The 16,045-nt window shown below is 65.8% G+C and carries 13 protein-coding genes and 1 tRNA gene; 7 read left to right on the top strand and 7 right to left on the bottom strand.

Annotation, left to right across the window (positions count from 1 at the left end; genetic code table 11):
* Window positions 1-87: 87 nt before the first annotated feature.
* The 4 genes from AC0L30_RS32935 to AC0L30_RS32920 all read right to left on the bottom strand — a co-directional run bounded on the left by AC0L30_RS32935 (window position 88) and on the right by AC0L30_RS32920 (window position 4,153).
* Window positions 88-163 (bottom strand) — tRNA-Thr (locus tag AC0L30_RS32935).
* A 100-nt stretch (window positions 164-263) separates the two neighbouring features.
* Window positions 264-2,063: a heme biosynthesis HemY N-terminal domain-containing protein gene (locus tag AC0L30_RS32930; RefSeq protein WP_473367600.1), complete on the bottom strand. Its 1,800-nt coding sequence runs from the start codon at window positions 2,061-2,063 to the stop codon at window positions 264-266.
* A gap of 36 nt (window positions 2,064-2,099) precedes the next feature.
* Window positions 2,100-3,341 (bottom strand): COG4223 family protein, encoded by a 1,242-nt coding sequence (locus AC0L30_RS32925; protein ID WP_473406120.1) that lies wholly within the window; start codon window positions 3,339-3,341, stop codon window positions 2,100-2,102.
* 65 nt (window positions 3,342-3,406) lie between these two features.
* Window positions 3,407-4,153 (bottom strand): uroporphyrinogen-III synthase, encoded by a 747-nt coding sequence (locus AC0L30_RS32920; protein WP_473406119.1) that lies wholly within the window; start codon window positions 4,151-4,153, stop codon window positions 3,407-3,409.
* A 164-nt stretch (window positions 4,154-4,317) separates the two neighbouring features.
* Between AC0L30_RS32920 and tsaD the strand changes: the two genes are divergently transcribed.
* The 3 genes from tsaD to AC0L30_RS32905 are packed head-to-tail and all read left to right on the top strand — an operon-like array spanning window position 4,318 to window position 6,790.
* Window positions 4,318-5,391, top strand: a complete 1,074-nt coding sequence (tsaD, locus tag AC0L30_RS32915; RefSeq protein WP_354200364.1) for a tRNA (adenosine(37)-N6)-threonylcarbamoyltransferase complex transferase subunit TsaD — start codon at window positions 4,318-4,320, stop codon at window positions 5,389-5,391.
* Window positions 5,392-5,393: 2 nt separating this feature from the next.
* Entirely contained in the window at window positions 5,394-6,374 is a 981-nt protein-coding gene (locus AC0L30_RS32910; RefSeq protein ID WP_354200363.1) for an NAD(P)H-dependent glycerol-3-phosphate dehydrogenase, read from the top strand.
* 2 nt (window positions 6,375-6,376) lie between these two features.
* Window positions 6,377-6,790 carry an EVE domain-containing protein gene (locus tag AC0L30_RS32905; RefSeq protein ID WP_354200362.1) on the top strand — a complete coding sequence of 138 codons (414 nt, stop codon included), beginning with the start codon at window positions 6,377-6,379 and terminating at the stop codon, window positions 6,788-6,790.
* Window positions 6,791-6,871: 81 nt separating this feature from the next.
* Here AC0L30_RS32905 and AC0L30_RS32900 read toward each other — a convergent pair whose 3' ends face one another.
* Window positions 6,872-7,966 (bottom strand): adenylate/guanylate cyclase domain-containing protein, encoded by a 1,095-nt coding sequence (locus tag AC0L30_RS32900; RefSeq protein WP_354200361.1) that lies wholly within the window; start codon window positions 7,964-7,966, stop codon window positions 6,872-6,874.
* Window positions 7,967-8,067: 101 nt separating this feature from the next.
* Here AC0L30_RS32900 and AC0L30_RS32895 point away from each other — a divergent pair, with 101 nt between their 5' ends.
* Complete coding sequence (locus tag AC0L30_RS32895) at window positions 8,068-8,523, top strand: SRPBCC family protein (RefSeq protein WP_354200360.1); 456 nt, start codon at window positions 8,068-8,070, stop codon at window positions 8,521-8,523.
* An 11-nt stretch (window positions 8,524-8,534) separates the two neighbouring features.
* Here the strand turns inward: AC0L30_RS32895 and AC0L30_RS32890 are convergent, their stop codons facing one another.
* Complete coding sequence (locus AC0L30_RS32890; RefSeq protein ID WP_354200359.1) at window positions 8,535-9,704, bottom strand: DNA topoisomerase IB; 1,170 nt, start codon at window positions 9,702-9,704, stop codon at window positions 8,535-8,537.
* Window positions 9,705-10,104: 400 nt separating this feature from the next.
* Between AC0L30_RS32890 and acs the strand changes: the two genes are divergently transcribed.
* On the top strand, window positions 10,105-12,051 hold the full coding sequence (gene acs / locus AC0L30_RS32885; RefSeq protein ID WP_473406118.1) for an acetate--CoA ligase: 1,947 nt from the start codon (window positions 10,105-10,107) through the stop codon (window positions 12,049-12,051).
* Between the two features lie 451 nt (window positions 12,052-12,502).
* Window positions 12,503-13,018: a L,D-transpeptidase gene (locus AC0L30_RS32880; RefSeq protein ID WP_007598677.1), complete on the top strand. Its 516-nt coding sequence runs from the start codon at window positions 12,503-12,505 to the stop codon at window positions 13,016-13,018.
* 54 nt (window positions 13,019-13,072) lie between these two features.
* Here the strand turns inward: AC0L30_RS32880 and AC0L30_RS32875 are convergent, their stop codons facing one another.
* Complete coding sequence (locus tag AC0L30_RS32875) at window positions 13,073-13,666, bottom strand: thermonuclease family protein (protein ID WP_219681866.1); 594 nt, start codon at window positions 13,664-13,666, stop codon at window positions 13,073-13,075.
* A gap of 252 nt (window positions 13,667-13,918) precedes the next feature.
* Here AC0L30_RS32875 and AC0L30_RS32870 point away from each other — a divergent pair, with 252 nt between their 5' ends.
* Window positions 13,919-15,949, top strand: a complete 2,031-nt coding sequence (locus AC0L30_RS32870; protein ID WP_473406121.1) for a methyl-accepting chemotaxis protein — start codon at window positions 13,919-13,921, stop codon at window positions 15,947-15,949.
* The last annotated feature ends 96 nt before the right edge of the window (window positions 15,950-16,045 follow it).

Below are 16,045 nucleotides of genomic sequence, written 5' to 3'. Positions count from 1 at the left end.
CCTCGACAACCCGTTCGGCACGAGGTTGTCACCCATGTCTTAGGTACGACCTGTTACCTATGTCTCCGGTCTGGACAGCTGGGGCGCTGGTGCCGCAAGAGGGATTCGAACCCCCGACCCCGTCATTACGAATGACGTGCTCTACCAACTGAGCTATTGCGGCGAACCCTGCCGGGGCCCGCGCGAGGCCGGTCCCGATACGCGCGCTCCTGATATCGGGCGGGGCCCGAATTGGCAAGGTGGAGCCGGCTCCCAAATGCCGCTCAGCCGCCCCAGCGAGACCAGAATCCGCGCCAGCCGCCGGCCTGGGCCTTTGCTTGGTCCCTGGGCGTGCCGATTTGTTCCGTAAATTCATCGCTCGGGCCCTCGTCGTCGATCCCGGGATCATCCGGGGCGCGGACGATCGGGATGACGGCGGGAATAGGTGCTTGCGTGGGCTTGCCAAGGTCGGCGCGGGTCCGGAACACCGGCGTCGCGGCTACCGGCGATGATTCGGCGATCTCAGGGGCCGGTTTGACCGGCTCGGCTGGCGTGACGGCCGGCTCTCCCTTTGCCGCTTCGTTGGCAGTTTCCTCGGTGGTTTCCTTGGCGTCCTCCTTGGCTTCAAGAGGCGGCGAATTGTCCTGCGCAGCAGGCACCGGATCCGGCGCCATGACAGCCGGTTCCGCCGGGCTTTCGCTCGGGGCCGCCGTCACCCGCTTCGGCGGCGGAGCCGCCAGCATGGCTTCCTCGAAGGCTGAGGATTCGATCATCGCGCCCCTGTCGGAAGGAAGACTGGCGACCGGCGTTTGCCACTGGAACGCGTCGAGGCGACCGGTGACCGGGGAAACCGGACGCCAGCGATCGCTGACATAACCGTCCGCGGTCCAGGCTGGATCATGGCGGGCGCGCACCGCGCGCAAAGTCCAGGCGCGGGCCCGGCCGCCGTCACCATGCTCGGTGCGCTCGATCTCCGCCATCAGCAGCGCCACGCGCTGGGTCGGATCGTTGACGTAAGGCGCCAGCACCGCGCGCGCACGGGCGAACTCGGACGCGGCGATCGCGGCGCGCGCGATCGCCAGCTGGCCCTCGACATAACCAGCCTTGTCGGCAGGAATTTTGGCGGCGAGCGTCTCGACCCGCTGCAAGCGCTGCCGCGCGGAATCGCCGAGCTTCACATGCGCATAGGCATCCGCAAGATCAGGATGCGGATTGGCGAGCCAGGCAGTTTCCACCAGCTTCATGGCGCGGCGCACCTGATGCGCCTCGCTCTCGAATTTTGCAGCGAGCACCGCGGCCGGAACCAGGGTCGGCGCGAGCTTGACCGCCTGCATAACGCTCTCGCGCGCGACGTCGCGGTCCATCGTTTCCAATTCCAGCGCGCGGGCGGCGAGCAGCACGCCGCGCTGGCGGCGATAGGCCTGCTTGTCGATCAGGCCCGCGGACAGATTCGAATCGAGGATCGCGAGCGCGCCGCTCCAGTCGCCGCGCGCGCAGCGGAAGCCGAGCACCGCCTGCGAGGCCCAGGTCGAGGACGGCGACAGCTTGATCGCTTCCTCGGCAATCATCACGGCGCCGACCGCATCGTCGGCGCGCTGCGCCTCGATGAACAGGCCGCGCAGACCGAGCAGGCGCGTGTCCTCGCGCTCGGCCATGGCACGGAAGACGCGCTGGGCTTCGTCGCGATTGCCCTCGAGTTGCGCGGATTGCGCGTGCAGGAGAAGCGCGAGCGGATCGTTTGCGGCCAGCCGCCGCGCGGTATCGGCGTGGCGACGAGCAAGCGCGGTGTCGCCATGGCCGATCGCAAGCAGGCCGTGGGTGATGGCGTGGCGGCCGCGAGCATGGCGCTTTTCGTGACGACGGCGGCGCAGACGCCCCGGAGCGCGCCAGGCCATCGTCAGCAGGCTCCAGACCAGCACGACTGCCGCTGCAAAGAGGCCAAGCAAGAATACGAATCGGGGAAGCGTCGTTGTGGCGCGGAAGGCGCCCGCGGTCAGGACGAGGTCGCCGGGCTGATCGGCGACCCAGGCCGCGCCAGCCGCCGCCAGCGCGATCAGGACGAGGAAGAGGACGATGCGAAGCATGACGATCCCTATACGCGCTGATTGTTGCGCGAACCTTTATTGACCAGGCTTGACGAGATCCGCCATGGCGGCGTCGGCGAATTTGCGTGAGGCTGCGAGCGCGGCGTCACGGGCATCGGCCTTGTCGAGCCAGGCTTGCGCCGGTGCACGATCGGCCTCGGGCAGCGTCTTCAACTCGCGCCGTGCCTCGACGAAATCGTTGCGCAACGCAGCCGCCGTCACTCGCGCGACGATGGCGCCGCGATCGTTGCCGACCCCGTCGGTACGCTCGATGCGGACGAGTTTTGACGCCCCTGCCTGAAGGCGCTCGACGATGCCGGTGCCGCTGGCCGGAGCTTCCGCCGGCGGCGACAATTTTGGCACGATGTTGAGGAGCTCGCGACTCAATGCGACCGGCGTCGGAATGCCTGACGATGCAAAGGTGTCGAGCGGCTTCAGCATATCTGGCTTTGCTGCCAGCGACCGCGCGGCGGCGAGCTGCGATTCGTAGGCGTCGCCGTGGCGAACGGCGACGTCGAGCAGGGCCGCCGCCACCACATGGCGCAGCGGCTTGTCGTCCATCGTCTTCGCGTCAGCGATCTTCTCGCTTTGCTGCGCGAGTTCCGCACGTTCGGTCTTGCTGGCACGCTCGAGCTGCGCGAGGCGGTCGTTGAGAGCGGCAACATCAGGCGCGGCAGCGCCTAGCGCCGATTTCGCGTCGTTGAGGGCGCCCGCGGTCTTGTCGGACTGTGCGCGCAGATTGGCGATGTCGCTGCGCAGGCTCGTTGCGGATTTCTCCAGCGCATCGATCTGCGCCACCATGGCCGGATCGGCGGCAGGCTTGCCCGCCTTGGCTTCGACCGCGGCAATGCGTCCGCTTAGCGCGTCGACGGCTGCGCCCGTCACTTGCGGGGCAGCCGGCGGTGCCTGCACCGCGGGCCAGCCCAGCATCCAGCCGACCGCGATCACAATTGCGGCTGCGACAGCGCCGGAGAACGGCGCGATAACCCAAGGCGAAATCGACGGCGATACCGATGCGGACGCAACGGAAGACTCCTCCGCGGCAGGTTCGGGCTGCGGCTCGGCATTAGCTTCTTCGGACTTGGCTTCTTCAGACTTGTCCTCTTCGGACTTGGCCAGCTCATGCGCGGCCTGTTGGGTCGCTGCCTCAGGCTCGCCCGCCACCTCCTGCGGCTGGGTCGAGACTTCGGTTGCCTCGAGGTCGATGGTGGGCGGAGTCCGCTTGGCACGGCCGGACTGGGGAGCCAATCCTGCGTCTTCAGGCTTGTCGTCGGCCATCGTGACGGTTCCTCACACTTACATGCCCTAAACGGACCCGATTGCGTCGGATTCGGCCCGACCTCTTACGCCAAACGGGTACGCAAAGCACGCTCCAAGGTGTCAAATAAGGCATTTTCGTCCGGCGTCGCGGCCACCAGAACCTGCGAGGCACCGGCCTCGCGCAGCACGCCGGCGACGGCCTCGGACAGGCAGCATTGCGGGATCGCCAGAGCCGAGATTTCGACGCCTTCGCCCCGCGCGGCCTCCAGGAAAGCCCGCGCACTGCGCCGGGAGTAGTGCAGCACCGCCCTGATCCCATGGGCGGCAAAGCGCTCACAGACATCGCGCGGCAACAGCTTGATAGGCGCCATACGATAGATCGTCTGTGTGACGACGTTGAAGCCTTCGGCGCTCAGCTCGCCTCCGAGGTCGCGCGACAGATCCGCGCCCGCGAGATAGAGCAACGTGCCCTTTTTCTTCAGCCGCTTGTCGCGCGCGCTCTGCATCACCTTGTCGCGCAGAGCAGTACCGTCGCCGCCGGCGACGATCACCTCGGCAAAGCCGGCATCGCGCGCGGCGGCGGCCGTGTGCTCGCCGACGGCAAACAGCGGCAGCTCCAGCAGACCAAGGTCCTGCAATTGCGGCGCGACGGCACGGATCGCATTGGCCGACGTGACGATGACGGCGCTGTAGCTCGTTTCACTCTCGGCATGGAAGGCGACCGGCTCGAACTTGAGCACCGGCGCGAGCAGCACCACATGACCCCGTGCACGCAGATTTTTCGACGTCGCCTCATTGTCGGGATGCGGCCGTGTGACAAGAATGGACATCGCTTGTGTTCCCGAACCACGTGGCGGTGGCGCTTTCACGAGGAACGGCCGCGCGTGACGATTGCGTTGGCCGACCCCGGAATGCTACCGGACGTACCAGAACTCTGCTTTGCGGATGAGCGCAAGGGGGGTGAGAAGGGCGCAAATTGGATAACAATTCGCCAATGCTGGTACTGGGCATCGAAACCACCTGCGACGAGACCGCCGCGGCGGTGATCGAGCGTGCGCCTGACGGCACAGGCAAGATCCTGTCCAATATCGTGTGGTCGCAGGTCGAGGAGCATGCCCGTTTCGGCGGGGTGGTACCGGAGATCGCGGCCCGCGCCCATGTCGACCTGCTCGACGGCATCATCGACCGCGCCATGACTGAGGCCGGCATCGACTTCGCCCAGCTCGACGGTGTCGCCGCCGCGGCGGGGCCGGGGCTGATCGGTGGTGTCATCGTCGGGCTCACCACCGCGAAGGCGATCGCGATGGTGCACGCCACGCCGCTGGTCGCGGTGAACCATCTGGAGGCGCATGCGCTGACGCCGCGCCTGACCGACGCACTCGAATTTCCCTATTGCCTGTTTCTCGCCTCGGGCGGCCATACCCAGATCGTCGCCGTCACCGGCGTCGGCCAGTATGTGCGGCTCGGCACCACCGTCGACGATGCGATCGGCGAGGCCTTCGACAAGGTCGCGAAGATGCTGGGACTGCCCTATCCGGGCGGACCGCAGGTCGAGCGCGCGGCGAAGAGCGGCGATCCCGCGCGATTTGCGTTTCCGCGGCCGTTGCAGGGACGCCCCGACGCCAACTTCTCGCTATCGGGATTGAAGACGGCGGTGCGCAACGAAGCAAGCCGGTTGGCCGAGATCACACCGCAAGACGTCAACGATCTCTGCGCGAGCTTCCAGGCTGCCGTGCTCGATTCCACCGCCGACCGGTTGAGCGTAGGTCTCAAACTTTTCCGCGAGCAGTTCGGCGCACCGCGCGCGCTTGTGGCGGCCGGCGGCGTCGCCGCCAATCAGGCGATCCGCGACGCGCTGCATGACGTTGCGAGGAAAGCCGGAACACAATTGATCATGCCGCCGCCGGCGCTCTGCACCGACAATGGTGCAATGATCGCTTGGGCCGGCGCCGAACGTCTCGCACTCGGCATGACCGACACGATGGAAGCACAGCCTCGCGCGCGCTGGCTGCTCGATGCGAACGCGACGGCACCGACCGGATACGGCAAGACGCGCGCGGGATTCTAGCAATGACAGCGTTCCAATCGGTTGCGGTGATCGGCGCGGGCGCCTGGGGCACGGCGCTGGCGATGGTGGCGGCTCGGGCCGGACGGAACGTGACGCTGTGGGCGCGCAATCCCGAGCACGCGACGCGAATCGCATTGAGCCGCGACAATCCGCGGCTGCCGGGCGTGCGGCTTGCTCCGGATATCGTCGTGACGAGCGATCTGGCCCTCGCCGCGCAGGCGGACATGCTGCTGATCGCGGTGCCCGCGCAGCATCTGCGCGGTGCTGTCAACATGCTCGCCTTGCACCTGGAAAAGCCGGTGCCGATCATTGCCTGCGCCAAGGGCATCGAGCACGGCACCCATAAATTCATGACCGACGTGATCGCCGAGGCCGCGTCCCACGCGCAGCCGGCGATCCTGTCGGGCCCGAGCTTTGCCGACGATGTCGCGCGTGGTCTGCCGACCGCGGTCACGCTGGCGGCGAGGGACGAAGCGCTGGCCAACAGCCTGGTGCAGGCGCTGGGCTCGACGACCTTCCGGCCCTATCACTCCACCGATGTCCGCGGCGTCGAGATCGGCGGCGCCGCCAAGAACGTGCTGGCGATCGCGGTCGGCATCGCGGTCGGGCGCAAGCTCGGCGCTTCCGCCCAGGCCGCCCTCACCACCCGCGCCTTTGCCGAGCTGACACGCCTCGGCCGCGCGCTCGGCGCACGCAGCGAAACACTCACGGGCTTGTCTGGCCTCGGCGATCTGATCCTGACCTGCTCGAGCCCACAATCGCGCAATTTCGCGCTCGGCCTGGCGCTTGGCCGCGGCGATCAGCCGCCCGCCGGCAAGCTTGCCGAAGGCGAATTCACCGCGCCGGTCCTGATCGAGCTCGCGGCTTCGCAAAACATCGAAATGCCAGTATCGGAAGCCGTCGCATCGATCCTGACCGGCAGAAGCACGATCGACGCCGCGATCTCGGGGCTCATGACGCGACCTTTCAAGGCAGAGGAATGAACATGGCGTACTGGCTGGTGAAATCCGAACCATCGGTGTGGTCCTGGGACCAGCAGGTGGCGAAGGGCTCCAAGGGCGAGGCCTGGACCGGCGTGCGCAATTACACCGCGCGCCAGAACCTCGTCGCCATGAAGAAGGGCGACAAGGCGTTCTTCTATCATTCCAACGAGGGCAAGGAGATCGTCGGCATCGCGGAGATCGTCAAGGAAGCCTACCCCGATCCGACCGACAAGACCGAGAAATTCGTCTGCGTCGACATCAAGGCCGACAAGCCGTTGAAGATTCCGGTGACGATGGCGGCGATCAAGGCCGAGAAGAAGCTCGCCGACATGGCGCTGGTGAAATATTCGCGCCTCTCGGTGCAGCCGGTGACGGCCGAGGAATGGAAGCTCGTCTGCAAGATGGGTGGGATGTAGGCTTAGGCACTGTAGCCCGGATGAGCGAAGCGATATCCGGGACTACTGCTGCGATCCCGCGTGTCGCTACGCTCATGCGGGCTACGATATCGGAGTTCGCGTCTCCGGCAGCGCAAACACCTCGCATGGCGCGGCAATGCCGCGCAGCGAATGTGATCCGAGCGCGATCAGAGGCATGTCCGTCTCGGCGGCGAGCGCGCCCGACACCAGCACGGTTCTGCCGAGCGGCTTGCACAATCCTTCGAGCCGGCTGGCGAGATTGACGGCGGGGCCGATCGCCGTGAAATCGAGCCGGTTGGCGGCGCCGATATTACCCCACAGCATTTCGCCGAGATGCAGCGCCGCCCCGAACGCGAGTGGCGGCACACCTTGGGCACGGCGCTCCGCGTTGAGATACGCCATCCCGGCTTCGGCTGCGCTCGCGGCACGCAGAGCTGCATCGCACGCTTGGCGCGGTGACGCCCCGACCACCGGAAAGATCGCGAGCACGCCGTCGCCGATGAATTTCAGCACCTCGCCGCCGAAGGCGTGAACCGCGCCGGCGATCCGATCGAACCAAGCATCGAGCGCCGCGATGACGTCGGGAGGCGGATTGGTTTCCGACAGGAGCGTGAAGTTGCGCAGATCGGCATAGAGCAGCGCGGCCTGTATGGTCTCGCCGAGATCGCGCCGCAGGGGTGCCGCCAGCACCCGCTCCGCGCTGCGCTTGCCGAGATAAGCATCCAACGTCGCGCACAACGTGGCACGCGCGGCAAGCACCGCAAGGGGCGTCGCGGCGAAACGCGCGGCCTGGCGCAATTGCTCGGTCTCGTCTGCGGTGAACGGACGCGGCCCGATCCAGCCGAGCAACGGCCCGTCAGGCCGTCCGACCAAATCTTCGTGCACCTCACCGTCCGCGATGTCGCGCAGCCAGCGGCGGCCGGCATCGTTGGGCGGGTCGGGCGCGCGGCCGCCTGGTGCGAAGCCGAGCGCTTCGATCACCCGGCCGTTCTCTGCGCGCCACAACCAGGTCCGCTTCGCGATCAGCGGATGCGGCACCTCGAGCGTCAGGCTGCCTGCCGCAAGCGGCACGCCGTCGGCGACCAGATGTGCGCCGAGGTCCGCGAGCAGGCGGTCGGCCCCGGCGCTATCGGCGGCGGCATCGACAAGCCAAGAGAGCGTCGGAGAGAGGTGCATGGCCCGATCATGACGATGCCAGGCCGTCTTTGTCACGGGCAATCCTTGACGGGCCGCTCGCGCGCCGCCATGTCCCAGTGTCAGCCCAGGGATGATCGCCGATGACCGAACCGTTCATAGTGCGACGCGAGACCCAGATTGCCGCCCCACGTGCCACCGTTTTCGCTTACCTGACCGACCCCGAGAAGATTTTGAGCTGGATGGGGTCCGACGCGACCACGGAGCCGCATCCCGGCGGGCTATATCTGCTCAAAGGCATCGGCCCTCGCGGCGGCGTCGCCCGCGGCGCGTTCCGCGAAGTCGTGCCGGTGCATCGGCTCGCCTACACGTTTGGATGGGAGGGCGGCCAGGAAGTGCCGCCCGGTTCGAGCCTGATCGAGATCGACCTGATCGAACGCGACGGCGGCACATTGCTGCGCATGACCCATAGCGGGCTGCCGACCGAGGAACAGGCTGCCGCCCACGCGACGGGATGGGCGCATTATCTGGGACGGCTCACGACCGCAGCCGCGGGCAGCGATCCCGGTCCCGACAACGGCGTTTCCAACAAGGCGTAACGACGCCGAGGTCAGACCGCCGCGGTCGCCACCACCTGCTGTAAAAGCTGCTCGCGCCTGGCCTGCGAGCGCTGGCCCTTCATGGTCGCGGCGAAGCGTTCGAGGATGCCGTCCTCGAACGCCGTGACGATGGTGTCGTGAACATAGCTCTTGCGGCAGATCGCCGGCGTGTTGGAGAGCTGGTCGGCAGCGCCGCGGATTGCCTCCAGCACCTGCTTCTTGCGCCCACGCTGGCTGGTCGCGGGCGTGATCCGCGACAGCGATTCCACGACGACCGCAGAGGCCATCAGCGTACGGAAATCCTTCAGCGAGATCTTGATGCCGGCGATCTCGCGCAGAAACGCGTTCACCTGCGTGGTGCTGACCGCACGCACGATGCCGTAGGCATCGCGATACTGGAACATGCGCTTGCCGGGAACGCCCTGCAAAATGCCGATGGCGCGCACGAGCTTGGCGGCGTCGCACTCCTTGCGCACGGCCTTGCCGCCCTTCGCCTTGAAGGTCAGCACGAAGCTGTCGTCTTCCAGCGAGACGTTGGACTTCAGCAGCGTAGTGGCTCCGCGGGTGCCGTTGAGACGGGCATAGGATTCGTTGCCGGGGCGGATCGCGGTGCGCGCGATCAGTTCGATGACGGCCGAGAGCGCGAACTCGCGGGTCGGCTCGTCGCCCGACAGGAACGCCGAGACCTTGCGCCGGATCTTGGGCAGCGCGCCGACGAGTTTTTCAAGGCGATGCGCCTTGCGTTGCTCGCGGACCTTCTCCCAATCGGCGTGATAGCGATATTGCAGCCGGCCCGCGGCATCGCGTCCCACCGCCTGGAGATGCGTGCTTGGATCGGCCGAGTAGCGCACCTCGCGATAGGCCGGCGGCACCGCCATGGAATGCAGCCGCCGAATGGTGCGGGGATCGCGGATGTGGACGCCGTTGTGCCGCACGAAGGAATAGCCCTTGCCGCGCCTGATGCGGCGGATGGTCAGCTCGTTCTGGTCGCCGAGCCGCAGGCCCAGTTCCTTGGCAAGGGCCTCGACCGTTGCCCCAGGGGCCGCGTCGAACACTTTTTTCGGGCTGGGGCGGCCGGAACCGGCCGGTTTCGGCCATTGTCCCAGGGCTTTGGCTAGCGCAATGGCTGCAGGATCGGCTGAAGCGGGCCGCAAAGTCCCGAGATTCTGCTGATCCATCATAGTCTTATGCCTTAGCCCTGTCTGTTATCGGTCAATGCCGCTGTTCTGATTTTCGTTCCAAGGGGTCTCGTTGGACCCGGGTTGGCCATTTAGGGTGTTCCGAACCGCATTGCGAGTCCCGAATCAGTGAGAGACGGTTTCTAAATACCTCTGCTGGGTGCATGGCGCTCTGCGCGGGCCCATTCCGACGATCTGGGTAAAGACCCGAAAGCCGCCCGTTGCCCTGTTTCAAAACTGCGACAGTCGCAAGAAGCGGCTTGATCCTCCGCATGGCAGGCTGCTCGCCGAAGGTCCAGCTTGTGCACCTTGTCGGGTCCGGTTAGCCCGACGCATAATCGGTGCAACGATCAAGTCGGCTCGCCAGTGGTCTGTGCTCGGCTTGCCGTATGTGGAGGGAAACATGTCCGAGAAGATCTACGACGTCCCCGCGGAATGGGTGAAGCGCGCCTGGGTCGACCAGGCCAAATACAAGGACATGTACGCCCGCTCGATCTCGGACCCGAACGGTTTCTGGACGGAGCAGGCCAAGCGCATCGACTGGATGCACGCTCCGACCAAGATCGAGAACGTCTCCTTCGCGCCCGGCAACATCTCCATCAAATGGTTCGAGGACGGCGTTCTCAACGTCGCCCATAATTGCATCGACCGGCATCTCCACAGCCGCGCCAACCAGACCGCGATCATCTGGGAAGGCGACGATCCCTCACAATCCCGGCACATCACTTACAAGGAGCTGCACGACGAGGTCTGCCGGATGGCCAACATCCTGCGCACCCGGAACGTCAAGAAGGGCGACCGCGTCACCATCTACCTGCCGATGATTCCGGAGGCGGCCTACGCGATGCTGGCCTGCGCGCGGATCGGCGCAATTCACTCCGTGGTGTTCGCCGGCTTCTCGCCCGACAGCCTCGCCCAGCGCATTAACGACTGCCAGTCCAAGGTGATCATCACCGCGGATGAGGGCCTGCGCGGCGGCAAGAAGGTGCCGCTGAAGGCCAATGTCGACGCGGCGCTCGCCAAGGCAGACGGCGTCGACTGGGTCGTCGTGGTCAAGCGCACCGGCGGCGCGGTCGAAATGAATCCCTCGCGCGACCTCTGGTACCACGACGCCGCCAAGATGGTGACGACCGAGTGCCCGGTCGAGCACATGCACGCCGAGGATCCGCTGTTCATCCTCTACACCTCGGGCTCGACTGGCCAACCCAAGGGCGTGCTGCACACCTCCGCCGGCTACCTCGTGTTCGCCGCGATGACGCATCAATACGTCTTCGATTATCACGACGGCGACATCTACTGGTGCACCGCCGACGTCGGCTGGGTCACCGGCCACAGCTACATTCTGTACGGACCGCTCGCCAACGGCGCGACCACGCTGATGTTCGAAGGCGTACCGAATTACCCGGATAATTCGCGATTCTGGAACGTCATCGACAAGCACAAGGTCAACATCTTCTACACCGCGCCGACCGCGATCCGCGCGCTGATGCAGAGCGGCGACGCGCCCGTGAAGAAGACCTCGCGCGCCAGCCTGCGCCTGCTCGGCTCGGTCGGCGAGCCGATCAATCCGGAAGCCTGGGAGTGGTATCACCGCGTCGTCGGCGACAACCGCTGCCCGATCGTCGATACCTGGTGGCAGACCGAGACCGGCGGCATTTTGATCACGCCGCTGCCCGGCGCCACGAAGCTCAAGCCGGGCTCGGCGACGCAGCCATTCTTCGGCGTGATGCCCGAGATCGTCGATGCCGACGGCAACGTGCTGGACGGCGAGACATCAGGCAATCTGTGCCTGACGCGGTCATGGCCGGGCCAGATGCGCACGGTCTATGGCGACCACGCCCGCTTCGAGCAGACTTATTTCTCGACCTACAAGGGCAAGTATTTCACCGGCGACGGCTGCCGACGCGATGCCGACGGTTATTACTGGATCACCGGCCGCGTCGACGACGTCATCAACGTCTCCGGCCACCGCATGGGTACCGCCGAAGTCGAAAGCGCACTGGTCGCGCATGAGAAGGTGTCGGAGGCCGCCGTGGTCGGCTTCCCGCACGACATCAAGGGCCAGGGCATCTACGCCTATGTGACCCTGATGGCCGGCATCGAGCCGACCGAGGATCTGCGCAAGGAGCTCGTCACCTGGGTGCGCAAGGAGATCGGCCCGATCGCTTCGCCCGACCAGATTCAGTTTGCACCGGGTCTGCCAAAAACGCGCTCCGGCAAGATCATGCGCCGCATCCTGCGCAAGATCGCCGAGGACGAGCCGGGCAGCCTGGGCGACACCTCGACCCTGGCCGATCCCGGCGTGGTCGACGACCTCGTCAAGAACCGGCAGAACAAGAAGTCGGCGTAAAGGCGGTCTCGTGCCCCGGACGCAGCGCAGCGCTCGTTAGCGGTGCGCTGCAGAGCCGGGGCCCATGCAACAGCAGACTCTGAGGCTTTCTGGGTCCCGGCCCTCCGTCGCACCGCTTCGCGCTTCGCCGCGTCCGGGACACGAGACCCATCCCCGCGTTAGCGCTCCCCCGAACAACGGTCGTTCACATCCTCACGCACTTGTCAGGCCGCGCCCCGGCGGCCGGGCATCTTTCCCGCCGAGTGTTGTTTTCAGGTCATTTACTTTGTTTCGAACATTTCCTTTGTTCCCCCTGCTGGCTGGCCCTTGGCGGCCGTGCGTGGAAACCATCCGGTTAACAAGCGCGGTTAAGAATGTCCGCTGACAAGGACTTGCAACAAGGACTTGGCGAGCCAGCGATTGCCGGTTTTGCGTAATTTTGGACGGTCCGTTCGGGGCAGGGGGAAAATCGATGTCGATGAGGATTGCTGTGGCGCTGGCCGCCACCGTCGGGGCTGGGGTCTTGATGTCGACGGCGGCGCAGGCGCGGCCGGAAATGGTGGGGACGCACCTGGCCGACTATTCGCCGGGCACCATCGTGGTCAAAACCAACGAGCGTCGGCTCTATCTCGTCCTCGATAACGGCCACGCCGTGCGCTACCCGGTCGGCGTCGGCAAGTCCGGCAAGCAGTGGGCCGGCACCACCCGCATCGACGGCAAGTACCGCAATCCGGCCTGGTCGCCGCCTGCCGAAGTGAAGCGCGACAAGCCGAGCATCCCGGACGTTATCCCGGGCGGCTCACCGCGCAATCCGATGGGCGTCGCGGCGATGACGCTGTCCGGTGGTGAATATGCCATTCACGGTACCAACGTGCCGGGCTCGATCGGCGGCTTCGTCTCCTATGGCTGCATCCGCATGCTCAACGACGACATCACCGATCTCTACAGCCGCGTCTCGGTCGGCACCACGGTGGTCGTGACGCGCTGATCGCCGGCATCGGGGTGAGACGGCAAGAGCCGCGTCTTTCGACGCGGCTTTTTGTCACCAGAAGCGCCAACTCCGCGCGCACCAGCCGTCGCGATGGCCGCCATTGTAGCTCCGCGCGTAGCCGCCGGCGAGCAACGCCGCCGAGACATTGGCCGTACGTTTCGTCGCGACGTCAGCGAGAACGCGTCCGTATTTGTCAGGTCCGAGATTGGTAATCGTCACGCCACCTTGCCCGAGCAGATCGCGCAATGCGCGGGCCGCGGCTTCGGCCTTGTCCAGTTCCTCCTGGCAGGAGGCTTTCATCTCGGGTGCATCGATGCCGCGCAGGCGAACGCGCGCGACGAGGTCGCGGCCACCCTGCTGATGCACGCGCGCGAGAAAGGTGTCGCCGTCGATGGTGCGGATGACGTCGACGGGCTGGCGAGCATCGGCATTGCCAGATTGCTGGAGGATGATCTCGGCTTCCTGCGACCGGCCGTCGGCGCCATGCGGAACGGGCCAGTTCGGCCCATGCCGAAAGGTGAGCGCGATCGCCACCACGACGCCGACCACGAACATCCACGGCAACAGCCCCGAGAAACGGCGACCGAAAGGCGAGCCGCCGAACTGCGGCCGATAGGCATTGGGACGATCCTGGAAACGCATCATTGCAGGCTAGGGCTGAGTCGGGGAAGCCGGCAAGGCACCTTCAAGACACCATTGGATGCCGACCTGGTGGTCCGTCGCCTGATCGTGGTCGCGGAAGTCCGGAACGTTGCTCTGTAGAATCGCACCTATGCGCGCCACGCTGTTCCGAGCACTCTCCAATCGATACCTCCTGTAGTTGTACGGAGTTTGATCTTCAGCCGTTGTTTAGTATTAAGGCCGAGTACTCGGTATGCGTGTGGGGGAGCGGTAAGCATGGCATCGTTCAAGTTTCGCATCGGTACAAAGCTCGGATTGACCGCGAGCGCGGGGGTCCTTCTCGTCGGTGGCATGCTTGCCAACCAGCTCGTCCGCAACGAGCAGATCGCGGATCTGAGCCGGCTGGTGGTCATCAACACCGCCAACAAGGCCAATGCCCAAGGGGCCGAGCTCGCAGTGACCCGGGCACGCCTCGCCATAGCGGAAATCGGATCCGCATCCTCAGCCGAGGGTCTCGGCAAACATCTCGAAACGTTGCGCGGCTCCATCGCCGCTGCCACAACCGAAATGGACGCCGCATTGGAGCGGTCCAGGCGCGCCGAAGCCAAAGAGCTCTGCCGCGAGGTCAAGAGCCTGCTCGAGGCCTCTCTGAAGGCCGGCAACGATCTTGGCGAGGCACGTCGCACCGCCGTCACCGAATTCGCCGCGGCAAACCAGATCGAAGAGGCCTGGAACAAGGCTATCGAGAAACTGCTGGCGTCGTCCGCACTCGTCGCATCGCAGAACCACCTCAACGTCGAGGTCGCGTTGCGCGAAGCCGACGCCTTGTTCAAGGCGGTCAGCGCGGCCGATTGGCATTTCACGGCGACCGGCGACGTCGCGCAGAAGGACCATATCGCCGGACGGGCCGACGCCATGATCCGCGTTCTCAAGCAGGTTCGTCAGTCCGCCGGCGACAAGGATATCGCTGATGGAATCGACGCGCTCGCCGGGCTCGCGGGGCGCTACAAGGCGGCAACCGGCACAGTCATGAAGGCGGAGGAAGCGAAGAGGCGCATTTTCGACGAGCGGGTGCTTCCGGCCGCCAGGGAAATCACGACGCGTGTCGACAAGCTGGTCGCCGCCAACAATGAGTTTATGGCTCTGCGGCAGACCCAGCTCGTCACCGCGCTGGAGCAGGCCACCCAAGTCAGCCTGATCGTCGGCGTCCTCGTGATCCTGGTCCTGGCCGGCTCGGCGCTATTTTCGGTGCTGAGCATCGCCCGGCCCATCCGCCGCATCGGCGACGTGCTGCTGCAGCTCGCCGGAGGCAACAAGGCCGTCGAGATTCCCTACACCTCCCGCGGCGACGAAGTCGGCGACAATGCCCGTGCGGCAAGCACGTTCAAGGACAATCTGATCCGCATCGAGCAGATGGAGGCCGAGCAGAAGGATCAGGAGGCCGCAGCGACCGCCCGACGCAAGAACGAGATGATGAGGCTCGCCAACGCGTTCGAGGATGCGGTCGGCGGCATCGTCAACTCGGTTTCGATCGCTTCACAGCAGCTCGAATCCGCCGCCGGCACGCTGTCGGGAACGGCCGAAGAGACCGAGCAGCTTTCCGGAATGGTGGCCGCAGCTTCAGAGGAAGCATCCGCTAACGTCGGAGCCGTAGCATCCGCTGCCGAGGAAATGAGCGCGTCGGTCGTCGAGATTGGCCGTCAGGTCCATGATTCCAGCCACATCGCCGGCGAGGCGGTGCAGCAGGCCGAGCGCACCGACGCCCGGATCAATGAATTGCTCAAGGCCGCAGGCCGGATCGGCGACGTCGTCAAATTGATCACTGCGATTGCGGAGCAGACCAACCTTCTGGCGCTCAATGCGACCATCGAGGCCGCACGCGCCGGCGAGTCCGGCCGTGGGTTTGCCGTGGTGGCCAGCGAGGTCAAGGCACTCGCGGCCCAGACCGCGCGTGCCACCGACGAGATCGGCGCACAGATTGCCGGCATGCAGACCGCGACGCAAGATTCCGTCGGCGCCATCAAGGAGATCGGTACGACCATCTCCAAGATTTCGGACATCTCGACCACCATTGCTGCCACCATCGAGGAGCAGGGGGCTGCAACCGCCGAGATCGCACGCAACGTCAGCGAAGCCGCCAAGGGAACGGTCGAGGTCGCTGACAAGATCGCCCAGGTCAGTCACGGCGCCAGCGCCACCGGTTCGGCGTCGACGCAGGTGCTCGCATCCGCGCGCTCGCTCTCGACCGAGAGCGGTCGCCTCAAGGACGAGGTCGCAAAGTTCCTTGACACGGTGCGGGCCGCCTGAGGCGCCGCAAATCATGCGGCCGACCTGAGGCCGGCCGCACGCCACTTTCCGACCCGTCCATCAATCAACGGCTTTGGGAGGCCCCCACGCCGAGCC

This window comes from Bradyrhizobium sp. MI1.11, from assembly GCF_055811255.1.
This window is presented reverse-complemented; position numbering and strand designations above follow the sequence as displayed.